The organism is Salegentibacter sp. (genome assembly GCF_036568425.1).
GTDB lineage: Bacteria > Bacteroidota > Bacteroidia > Flavobacteriales > Flavobacteriaceae > Salegentibacter.
This window is the reverse complement of sequence record NZ_DATCSO010000069.1, coordinates 1-11,455: the sequence shown is the minus strand read 5'-3', so window position 1 is coordinate 11,455 and position 11,455 is coordinate 1. Positions and strand designations below refer to the sequence as shown.

Sequence of the window (11,455 nt, the reverse complement as noted above, 5' to 3'; positions counted from 1 at the left end):
TATAAAAAATGCCGCTCCGGGAAGGAAGCGGCATTGAGTATTAAAATTATAAATTATTAAACCACGCCCTGGGCAAGCATAGCATCGGCAACTTTTACAAAGCCGGCAATGTTTGCTCCTCTCACATAGTCTATATATCCATCTTCCTGTGTTCCGAATTCCACACAACGATCGTGAATTTCGTTCATAATAGCGTGAAGCTTGGCATCTACCTCTTCAGCAGTCCAGTTATATCTCATTGAGTTTTGAGACATTTCCAAACCTGAAGTCGCTACTCCACCAGCATTAGAAGCTTTACCAGGAGAGTAAAGTATCCTGGCATTCTGGAAATGCTCAACGGCTTCAGGAGTACAAGGCATATTCGCACCTTCTCCAACACACTTACAACCGTTATCCACAAGCGTTTTAGCATCCTTTTCGTGAAGCTCGTTTTGAGTAGCACAAGGTAGGGCAATATCACATTTCACCTCCCAGGGAGTTTTGCCTTCAATATATTTAGCCGAAGCATATTCATCTACATATTCACTAATGCGACCACGCTTCACATTTTTAAGGTTCATAATAAACTGAAGCTTTTCCTCTGTGATTCCATCTTTCTCGTAAATATAACCCCCTGAATCTGACATGGTAAGCACTTTTCCGCCAAGCTGAAGCACTTTTTCAGCAGCATACTGGGCAACATTACCTGATCCAGAGATAACCACTGATTTTCCTTCAATGCTATCGCCCTGTGTTTTAAGCATATTCTGAGCAAAGTACACATTCCCGTAACCGGTTGCCTCAGGACGAATAAGCGAGCCTCCATAAGATAGACCTTTCCCGGTTAAGATACCGGTAAATTCATTTTGAAGTCTTTTGTATTGTCCAAAAAGGAAACCTACCTCTCTTGCACCTACTCCAATATCTCCTGCAGGCACATCGGTATCTGCACCAATATGACGGCTTAATTCGGTCATGAAGCTCTGGCAAAAACGCATTACCTCATTATCAGATTTTCCTTTTGGGTCGAAATCTGAACCTCCTTTACCACCACCCATAGGCAAGGTGGTCAGGCTATTCTTGAATACCTGCTCAAAAGCAAGAAATTTAAGAATGCTAAGGTTTACAGATGGGTGAAAACGCAGGCCACCTTTGTATGGCCCAATAGCAGAATTCATTTGAATTCTAAAACCACGATTTACCTGAATATCACCTTTATCATCCAGCCATGGCACTCTAAACATAATTACACGTTCAGGTTCTACCATGCGCTCCAGAAGCATTTTATTCTGGTATTTTTTATTCTTTTCTATAAAAGGAAGAACTGTTTCGGCAACTTCGCGAACCGCTTGCATGAATTCGGGTTCGTTTTGATTTCGTTTTGAAACTTTATCAAGGAAATCTTTTACATTTTGTTCCATAATTATATTAATTCTAATAGATTTTACAATAAAATTGGGTAACCCCCTTGCAAATATATGGGTTATTCAAAAAACAAGGAGTATTTTTTACCATTTCGTATAATATTAACGTATGAATTTTTAAAGATTGTGAGCCTGGTCATAGAAAAAAAAATTGTTAACCTAGTTTTTATATATTTGCTATTACTTCAATCCCGAGGTGCATGCACTACATCAAGATAATCTTAGTCTTTTTCTTTATTTTGGTAATGCAAAATGGCCGGATGCATGCACAATTTGGAATCTCTCATGAAATTGGGGTTTTTGGGGGCCCGGCAAACTTCTTAACCGATTATGGAGAAAGATGGAATTTGAAGGCGAATGTTGCCAATGCAGGACTTGGAGTGGGTTTACTGCATTTTATGAACCTTGCTTATTGCAACGAATGTAATTACCAAAGAACCGACTCCTGGTTCGCAAGTCACCTACGACTGCGAAACGAGCTTACCTGGCTTCGCTCCAATCTTGAACATTATGGTCCTGTAGCCTCGAAAAATAACATAGGAGGCCAGCTTCTGCGTGCCATGCATGGAAAGACCAATGTACTCGAAGTAGGTTCGCTTTTGGAGTATCACCCTTTAAGAATTAGAGATTTCACCAATTTTGGCTACTGGTTTTCCCCATATATTGGGATGGGAGCTCACTTTGTTTCTTATAAACCCGATGCTTATTCTGATTTAGGTTCCCTGGAAAATCCCAAAAACGTTTTCCCTGCCTTCGTTGGAGGCATAAACCTGGAACGCGGTACAACCTACTCCATAGTAGGAGTAATGGGAGCAAGGTATCGCCTTGGATGGCGCCACGATATTATGTTTGAGGGCCGCTGGCATTATTATGGTAATGACTGGGTAGATGGCTTAAACCACGATGTTGTCGCCAACAAATTTAACGATGTGGTTTTCTGGATAGGCGTGGGTTATGTTTACTATATTAACTTTTAATTGCTTAATTCTTCTGAAGTAATAATTCTCCCACCTTTTTCGAGGATTTCTTCTTTAGCATTTTTAAAATCCTCTGAATCCAGGGCCCGGGTAGCATCTTCAATAAGTACAGCCTTAAAGCCTTCCTGTAAAGCATCTTTTACAGAAAAGTATACACAATATTCTGCAGCCAGGCCACAGAAATAAAGTTCTTCGGCTCCTTTTTCACGAAGATATCCGGCCAGGCCGGTAGACTTTAGGTGAGCATTATCATAGAAACCACTGTAGCTATCAATTTCCGGATTGGTTCCTTTCCTGAAGATCGCTTCTATTTTAGCCATTTTTAAATACCGGTGGAATTCAGCTCCTTCAGTATTCTGTACACAATGCACCGGCCAAAGGATCTGGTCTGTTCCGTTAAGGTCAATATTTTCAAATTCTTTCTTTCCGGGGTGGCTTTCAGCAAAACTCGCATGAGCTTTTGGGTGCCAATCCTGGGTAGCGATTACCAGATCAAATTTCTCCTGAAGCCGATTAATTAAGGATACGATCTCATCTCCGCCGGGTACGGCAAGAGCACCACCGGGAATAAAATCATTCTGCATATCTATGATCACTAAAGTTTTCATTGCTTATTTTTTAAATGAAGAGATAAGCCGGTCCCTTTCCTCTTTAAGATTCTGGCTAATCCCTATTTTGTAAATATGTGGATTATTAAAACGCTTGTATTCTGTAGGAAGCTCTGAAAGTCTTTTTTTACTGAATTCGGCTATTTCCGTAAGACTTTTAAAATTCATTTTTATTTCCCCATTCAGCATAACTGGTTGGAGTAGTTTCTCCAGCTTCAGCCCTGTCAGTACCATAGATTTAAATGGCTCAAATGGATGGAACATGCGCTCTGGTTTTTCCTCTTCCACGAGGGTAACTACCTCGGCACCTATCGCCTCTCCCTTATCATTCTTTACTCTGTACACCTGTTTTTTATGCGGAAGAGTAATCTTTATAATACTTTCTGAAATTTTTATCCGGGGTTTTCCTGCAGAAAATGTGAGTTTATAGACTCCATCCAATGCTCCATCAGGACTACCTATAACCAGGTTGGTCCCAACCCCAAAAATATCTATTGGAGCTTCCTGTTCCAACAAGCTCTTAATTACAAATTCATCCAGCTGATTGGAGGCAGCAATCTTCACATAATCAAGTCCGGCCTCATCAAGCATCTTTCTGCTTTGTTTAGCAAGGTAAGCAAGGTCTCCGCTATCGAGCCGGATGGCGAGAAGTTTCTGTCCTCTCTCTTCCATCTCCCGGGCAATCTTGATGGCGTTGGGTACTCCACTTTTTAAGGTATCGTAGGTATCTACTAAAAGTACGCAGTTTCTCGGACGGCCTTCAGCAAAATCCCTAAAGGCTGAAATTTCATCATCGTAGCTCTGGATAAAGGAATGAGCCATGGTTCCCGAAACCGGTATATCAAAATCACGGCCGGCAAGAACATTGCTGGTGCCATTAAAGCCCCCAATTACCGCTGCCCTGCTCGCATAATATCCGCCAGCTCCCTGGGCCCTGCGAAGCCCAAAATCCAGTAGCGTTCGGTCCCCTGCAGCAAGGCGAATGCGGTTCGCCTTAGTGGCTATTAGAGTTTGGAAATTCAGGAAATTAAGTAAAAGAGTTTCTATGATCTGAGCTTCTACAATACTCGCTTCAACCTGCAAAACAGGCCGGGTAGGAAAAACCACATCCCCTTCCTGCGCCGAATAAATATTCCCGTTGAATTTAAAGCCTATAAGATATTCGAGGAATTCCTCATCGAAATCCTGGGTTTTCAGGTAAGCGATATCCTCTTCAGAAAATTTAAGCTCATCGATAATTTTCAATACATCCTGTAGTCCTGCGAAAATCGCATAACCACCGTTAAAGGGATTTTTTCTAAAGAAATAATCGAAGACGGCGGTATTGTTCTTATGACCCTGTTTAAAATATACCTGTGCCATAGAGAGCTGGTACAGGTCGGTATAAGTAGCTGTGAAATCAAGCATAGAAATTTAGTTTTTATTGCTTAGCTCCTTAAAAACTGACTCATAGATTTTCAGGTCGCCTTCGCTGTAAAGGACAAATTTAAGTTTTTGCAGGTGGTTTAGCTTTGGGACCTCCGCTAAAATTGTATTAAAAGTAATTTTGGTGGCTTCAGTTATAGGATATGCAAAAGCACCGGTGGACAGGGCCGGAAAGGCGATACTGCTAATTTCATGTTCTTCAGCGAGCCTGAGGGCATTTGAGTAGCAGTTTGCCAGGAGTTTATCTTCTGGTTTATCCTGGCCATAAACCGGTCCCAGGCAGTGAATCACATATTTGTTAGGTAAGTTATGAGCTCCGGTTAGTACGGCTTCCCCCGGAGCGATGGGCGCCAGTGGTTTACACTCTTCGTAAAGTTGAGGCCCTGCAGCCTGATGAATTGCTCCTGCCACTCCACCGCCAGTAGCCAATTCTGCATTCGCGGCATTTACCACGGCATCAATACCCTTCTGGGCGGCAATATTCCCTCTTGAGATTTCGATCTCCACCTGCTTATACATTGCTTTCATAATTGAAAATTTTAAACAGAAGTTACGAAAATCTTTGGCATGTTCAGAAAAGTTTATTCGACGAAAAATATCCTCAAGCCTTCATTTTTTTACAAATTTGAGGGTGCGGGGTGCAGAATTAAAATCCAAATGTAGATTCTTATCAGAGGAAGACCTTTCCAAAAGAACATATTTTTGAATACCTTTAATAAAACTTAATCCTAAAATTTTCATCCCCTTAGGGGAATTCCGAAATAAATATCCGGCACTGGTAAATTACAAACAATAAATGTCTAAAAAACCTAAAATAAGAATTGCATTAATCGGATTAGGGAGAATTGCTCAAAAGGCTTATTTACCAATTTTAGCTAATCACCCTAAAGTAGAACCAATACTTTGCACCAGAAACACCGATACTTTAAAAAACCTTTCGAATCAATTCAGAATAAATAATACCTGCTCTACTATAGGTGATCTTATCCTCTCAAAACCAGATGCAGCAATGGTTCATAGCTCAACTGAAAGTCATGCTCCAATTCTTTCCAAATTGCTAAATGCAAAAATTCCGGTTTTTGTAGACAAACCTTTAACTTATTCTCTGGATGAGTCTGAAAGGATATTAGATCTGGCTGCTAAATATAGGTTGCCTCTTTACCTGGGGTTTAACAGGAGGTTTGCCCCACTAATTAAATCAATCTCCAATGTTCAGGATCCTATCCAGATATCCTGGGATAAGAATCGTGTTAACTTAGCAGGCAAGCCTCGAATTTTTATTTTTGATGATTTCATTCATGTAATCGATAGCCTTCGATTTTTAGGAAAAGGGGCCGTGCAAAATTTAAATGTTGTTTCCAGAGTTAGGGATGGAAAGCTGGAAAACATACAAGTCCAGTGGCAACAAGGGGAAACCCTAGTCCTGGGAGGGATGAACAGGGTTAGTGGCATTACAGAGGAACGTATCAATTTATTCTCAGAAGGGAATAAATGGGTTATTAATAATTTAAATTCCGGATATCATTTCACACAAGAAGAAGAAAATCCGTTGAAATTTGATAATTGGGAATCAACTCTGTACAAACGAGGTTTTGTAAACATGATTGAAGATTGGATCAATATTTTGGAGGAAAGAAGATATGATCCTGAAGCAATGGAGGATATTTGGGCCACTCATCATTTATGTGAAACTATCTTAAACAAAGTTTCCCAAAGTTAATTTAGTTAGGTACTACTCTGGTATAGACGAGTTCTGGAATAAACAGCACTTACGCTAATTCTATAAAAACAAAAAAGCCTTACAGAAATGTAAGGCTTTTTGTGATTTCCTCCCCCCTTCCCGAAAAAAATCGAGAGACTCGAACCAATCAATTCAATTGTATTTTAATCTTACTTTCTCCTTCAGCTCGGGATAGTCTATTACTAATAATTGATTCTATCTATTTAAAATAATAAAACATATAAAGATTTTGATTAATGTCAATCCCTGGCGAGCATAACCCGTGGCTTTTTCTTTATAATTAGAAATTTAAAAACCAGGGAATTAAAGTAGCATTATGCTATAAAGTATTCAAAAATTGTGATCACACCAACATGTAACAAATGTTACACAATTGATTTATTATGTATTAGACAGTTGCTAAAATCGTATTAAAATTAGCTTTAAATTTATAATGTTCAAAAATCATTAATTAAAACAGATTAAAAATTAATTATCATGAAACAGTTAAAATATTTTTTGATACTATTTTTTGTGTCAATTGGGACGTTTGGTAATACATATTCAAGTAATAACCAAATGGATTTTGATCCACCAGATGAGTTTGCAACTTTAGCAGAATTTTTAGAAGGGAAAGTCAATTTTATTAAAGGTGATTTTCCAATACTTAAAGCAGATGAGGTTAAGAAGAACCTCAAAAACAATGCATATCAGGTAATTGATATTAGAACAGAAGCCTGGTTTGAATATGGACATATTAAAAACGCCGTAAATGTTCCGGCTGAAGAGCTGCTTAATTATTTTGAAACTAAAATAAACCCATCAGATTACGAAAAGATTGTAATCGTTTGTTATTCTGGCCAATCGGCTGCATATTATTCTGGTTTATTAAGAATGGCCGGATATGATAATGTGTATAGCATGAAATGGGGGATGAGCTCATGGAGAGAGGACTTCGCTGACTCCTGGATAAAAAATACAAAAAATTCTCAGGAAGATAAATTAGAAACAGCCTCAAATACTAAACCTGCCTCAGACAATCATCCTGAATTAAATACAGGAAAAGCAGAAGGTGAAGAAATCCTTAAAGATAGGTTGCAGGAATTATTTGCTGTCCCTTATAAAGAATTCATTTTAGAATCTGAGGATGTTTTTGAGAACCCGGAAGAGTACTATATAGGATATTACGGAAAACCCGATCATTACAATTTTGGTCATATCCCCGGAGCAGTTCTTTATGAAGAAGGTACTTCCCTAGGTACAGAACTTCTGACCTTCCCAAAAGACAAAAAAGTGGCTCTCTATACAACCACTGGTCAGGAAGCAGCATTTTTATTGGCATATCTAAATGTACTAGGCTATGATGCTGGAAATATAGCTTATGGTGAAAATGCATTTATGAATAATCTTCTTGATAAAAATGGAAGAGATGCTTTTAGCACCAAAGAAATTAACATGTTTCCAGTAATTGAATAAAACTAATTTTAAACTTAATCAAAACGATATCATGAAAAAATTATCAGTTTTTTTTATCGGACTTTTTATACCCGCTCTTTTACTTACTTCTTGTGATAAAGGTGATGATCCATTAGAGGGTGAAGTAGTATCAACCCCTGCTTTTGAACTTATGGCAGATTACATGGTTGAAAACAATTTGGACATTAATAATATTTTAACCAATACAGATGGTCAAAAGTTTGTGACTAAGGCACCTGCGGAAGATGATCTTGCTGCATTCTTAGACACTTATTACATTATGGATATAAGGAGTGGTGATGCTTATGCAGAATCACATATAGAGGGAGCTCACAATGTTGCTTTTGGTGATATTTTAACTGAAGCTGCCAAAACAACAAAACCAATTTTAGTGGTTTGTTATTCTGGACAAACAGCATGTTATGCTACAGCTTTATTACGCCTTTATGGATATTCTAACACACAAGCTCTTAAGTGGGGAATGTCTGGATGGAATTCAAAAGGTGCAGACGCATCATGGAATAAAAAGACTGATGATATTGCTAAAGGTAGCCCTAACTGGTCATATGATGCTGCTCCGGCAAACATAATTTATGACGACCCGGTAATCTCAACTACTCTTACCAATGGAGAAGCTATTCTTAAAGAACGTGTGGAAGCAGCTGTTGCAGAAGGTTTTAAAACTATTAGTGGGGGAGAGGTATTAGCCACTCCTGGTGCATATTTCATCAATAATTATTTCAGTGAACAAGCTTATAGTGACTTTGGACATATTAGTTCAGCCTATAGAATTTACCCTCTTAATCTAGCTGATGACACTTATAAGGCCCTTGATCCAGAAGCTAATACAATTGTGACTTATTGTTATACCGGTCAGACTTCGGCGGTCATAACTGCCACCTTGAATGTTCTTGGTTACGATGCCAAAAGCTTAGTATATGGAATGAATGGATTATATCATTCAAATGACGCATTCAGTTCAAATCAATGGGGAGTTGATTCAAAACCAAAAGACTTACCTACTGTTAAGTAACTAAAAAAATATCTCAAGAAAAATGAAAAGCAAAATATATATATTGCTAGTTTTAACATTGTTATTCAGTACGAATGCAATGTTCTCTCAAGGATGCGAAGCGGAATTACCGGGATCATCAAATGATTCAATAAGCGGACCAACCATTAATATATTTGGGTATATGCAACCCCAATATGATTACAATTTCACCGATGGAGATCAGGAGAATAGTTTTAGATTCAAAAGAGCTCGTATTGGTGTAAGAGGTAAAGTGGTGGGTAATTTCTCCTATTATTTTATGTTAGAAACCAGTCCCTTTATTGGAAGTACAGGTGATGCTTATCTAATGGATGCATTTGTAACTTATGAAGCCGATAATTGGGCAAGAATATCTATGGGTTCATTTAAACAACCTTTTAGTTTAGATGTTCAAACCCCTTGTAATGACCTAAAAACAATTGAAAGATCGGTTGTTGCAGACCAGTTAGTGGCACCACAACGTGATTTTGGGGTAGCTATTTTTGGCGGAAATAAGTTTAATAGATTGAATTATGCTGTTGCACTTATGAATGGACGTGGATTAGGGGTTAAAGATGACAATGAAAAAAAGGATATCATGGGACGTGCTTCTTATAAGATTTTAAGAAATCTTACTGTTGGAGCCAGTTTTAGATATGGTTATCCAATCCCGAACAATAATGAAGACGATAGAACTTCTTATGGTGGGGACTTCCTTTTGGAACTAGGTAAATTTGAACTTCAAGGTGAGTATATCTATGATGAAGGAGCTTATTTTGCCGGTGCAGGAGGTGGTTGTGGTGCAACGCCTATAGCACTGGGAGAAGAAAGAGATGGTGCATACATCATGGCAAGTTATGATGTGACTGAAAAATTTCAACCTGTGTTTAAATATGAATATTTTGATGCAGACATTAACCTAAAAGATAATATAGGATATTCTGAAAGAATGACGCTTGGTCTTAACTATTTTGTGAATAGTAAAGTGCGCTTTCAAGTTAACTACTTAGCTAATATTGAGACTGTAGTTAATGTTGATAATGACGCTTTACTGACACAGGTTCAGGTTAAGTTTTAAGAATTTTTTTTTGTAGATTGGATTGGTTTATAGAAGTAACCTCTCTGTATATCAGGGGGGTTACTTATATTTGTACTATCCTAAAATAATATGAAGATGGACAATAGCATTATTCTAAAAAGAAAACTACACCATACTTATTCTGAACTATTTGAAAAAGAATTACTTCAAGAAATTTCCGAGGTAGGTTACCTAAGAAAAGTTGAAAAAGGCCAGCTCTTGGTTGATATAGATGAAGAGTTAACGCACATCCCATTAATTATAAATGGGGTCGTAAAGATTATCAGAAAAGACCACAATGGGTGCGAGCTGTCAATATACTATTTAGAACCAGGTGACACCTGTTCTATTTCTTTTGCAAACTGTATTCATAGAAAGAAAAGTATTTTTAGAGGAATAGCAGAAACAAATGTTGAAGCGATTGGTATTCCTATTAATTTGGTTGATCAGTTGTTAGTTAAATATCAAAGCTGGCGTCATTATATTATTGATAGTTATCATTGTAGATTAATGGAAATGGTTGAAACTATTGATTCCCTTGCTTTTATGAAAATGAAGGCGCGTATTTGGAAATATTTGACTTGTAAGGTTAAAATTTCTAATAATATCGACCTGGAAGTTACGCATCAGGACATTGCAGACGATTTAAACTCTACACGTGTTGTAATTACCCGGATTCTAAAAAAGCTGCACGAGGAAAATAAGATCTATTCTACCAGAAATAAGGTTAAGCTGTTGGAATTCTACGAATAGTACAGAATTTCATAAAAAATCTATACTGAATAATTACCAATATTCCATAGAGTAATGCTGGATATGATCACTATCATATCCTCCCCTATAACTATTCGTTATGTTTGTTATGACATAACGGCAAAACAATGGTTAGCATTGAAGAAGCTTTAAAAGCTGTCCTTAAAAACACTAAAAAGATTTCATCGGAAATCAAACTACCTGTTGAAAATGCGGGTAATTCTATTTTATCCCAGAATATCCCGTCTCCCATTAATATGCCTCCTTTCAGACAATCGGCAATGGACGGTTATGCTGTTAATTTACATGAAGATCTAACCTATTCTGTAGTTGGTGAAGTAAAAGCAGGAGACAGCCAGCAACCTTCATTGAAAAAGGGCGAAGCACTTCGGATTTTTACCGGGGCTCCCGTCCCCGACTCCGCAAATGCAATAGTTATTCAGGAAGAGGTTTTCGTTAAAGGGAATGAAATTATTGTAAAGCTCCCCCCAAAAAAACAACAAAATATACGCCCTTTAGGAGAACAGGTTAATAAAGGTGAAATAGCTCTAAAAATCGGAGACAAATTAACCCCCGCTGCAATTGGATATCTAAGTTCGCTCGGACTAAAAAAAGTTTCGGTTTACAAAAAACCGTCTATAGCAATAGTAGCTACAGGTAATGAACTTATTGAGGCTGGTAATCCGCTGCCCTACGGAAAAATTTACGAAAGCAATTCAGTTATGCTGAAAAGTGCTTTTCTTGATCTTGGTTTTGATACCATATCTGTTCACAAAGTAAAAGACAATTACAAAGACACTTACAACAAATTAAAACAGGTTATGAGTGAAAATGATCTGGTCATTATAAGTGGTGGAATTTCGGTTGGGGACTATGACTATGTCGGGAAGTCATTAGAGCACTTAGATATTGAGCAGATCTTTTATAAGGTCTATCAAAAACCTGGAAAACCACTGTTCTTTGGAAAAAATGAGAATACTGC

Annotated in this window: 11 protein-coding genes; 7 read left to right on the top strand and 4 right to left on the bottom strand. The window is 37.8% G+C overall.

Features of this window, described 5'->3' with window-relative positions:
* Window positions 1-56: 56 nt before the first annotated feature.
* Entirely contained in the window at window positions 57-1,400 is a 1,344-nt protein-coding gene (gene gdhA, locus VIM94_RS06645; protein WP_332038507.1) for an NADP-specific glutamate dehydrogenase, read from the bottom strand.
* Between the two features lie 203 nt (window positions 1,401-1,603).
* Here gdhA and VIM94_RS06640 point away from each other — a divergent pair, with 203 nt between their 5' ends.
* A complete protein-coding gene (locus tag VIM94_RS06640) occupies window positions 1,604-2,380 on the top strand; it encodes a THC0290_0291 family protein (RefSeq protein ID WP_414707162.1) in 777 nt (258 codons plus the stop codon).
* Here the strand turns inward: VIM94_RS06640 and pncA are convergent.
* From pncA to VIM94_RS06625, 3 genes are read right to left on the bottom strand one after another with little or no spacing between them, the layout of a single operon-like run.
* The gene (gene pncA, locus VIM94_RS06635) at window positions 2,377-2,988 is read right to left on the bottom strand and encodes a bifunctional nicotinamidase/pyrazinamidase (protein ID WP_332038505.1); all 612 of its coding nucleotides are present in this window, start codon (window positions 2,986-2,988) and stop codon (window positions 2,377-2,379) included. The genes VIM94_RS06640 and pncA overlap by 4 nt on opposite strands.
* Window positions 2,989-2,991: 3 nt before the next feature.
* A complete protein-coding gene (locus tag VIM94_RS06630) occupies window positions 2,992-4,395 on the bottom strand; it encodes a nicotinate phosphoribosyltransferase (protein WP_332038504.1) in 1,404 nt (467 codons plus the stop codon).
* A 6-nt stretch (window positions 4,396-4,401) separates the two neighbouring features.
* Entirely contained in the window at window positions 4,402-4,941 is a 540-nt protein-coding gene (locus VIM94_RS06625) for a macro domain-containing protein (RefSeq protein ID WP_332038503.1), read from the bottom strand.
* 268 nt (window positions 4,942-5,209) lie between these two features.
* On the opposite strand from VIM94_RS06625, the gene VIM94_RS06620 reads away from it, so the two are divergent.
* The 6 genes from VIM94_RS06620 to VIM94_RS06595 form a co-directional block, all read left to right on the top strand.
* Entirely contained in the window at window positions 5,210-6,133 is a 924-nt protein-coding gene (locus VIM94_RS06620; protein ID WP_332038502.1) for a Gfo/Idh/MocA family oxidoreductase, read from the top strand.
* A 498-nt stretch (window positions 6,134-6,631) separates the two neighbouring features.
* Window positions 6,632-7,609, top strand: a complete 978-nt coding sequence (locus VIM94_RS06615; RefSeq protein WP_332038501.1) for a rhodanese-like domain-containing protein — start codon at window positions 6,632-6,634, stop codon at window positions 7,607-7,609.
* A gap of 31 nt (window positions 7,610-7,640) precedes the next feature.
* The gene (locus VIM94_RS06610; RefSeq protein ID WP_332038500.1) at window positions 7,641-8,642 is read left to right on the top strand and encodes a rhodanese-like domain-containing protein; all 1,002 of its coding nucleotides are present in this window, start codon (window positions 7,641-7,643) and stop codon (window positions 8,640-8,642) included.
* A gap of 163 nt (window positions 8,643-8,805) precedes the next feature.
* Complete coding sequence (locus VIM94_RS06605; RefSeq protein ID WP_332038499.1) at window positions 8,806-9,720, top strand: porin; 915 nt, start codon at window positions 8,806-8,808, stop codon at window positions 9,718-9,720.
* Between the two features lie 96 nt (window positions 9,721-9,816).
* Window positions 9,817-10,473, top strand: coding sequence for a Crp/Fnr family transcriptional regulator (locus VIM94_RS06600; RefSeq protein ID WP_332038498.1), 657 nt, complete (start codon window positions 9,817-9,819; stop codon window positions 10,471-10,473).
* A 128-nt stretch (window positions 10,474-10,601) separates the two neighbouring features.
* Window positions 10,602-11,455, top strand: an 854-nt coding sequence (locus tag VIM94_RS06595; RefSeq protein ID WP_332038497.1) for a molybdopterin molybdotransferase MoeA, incomplete at its 3' end; no start/stop codon positions are given.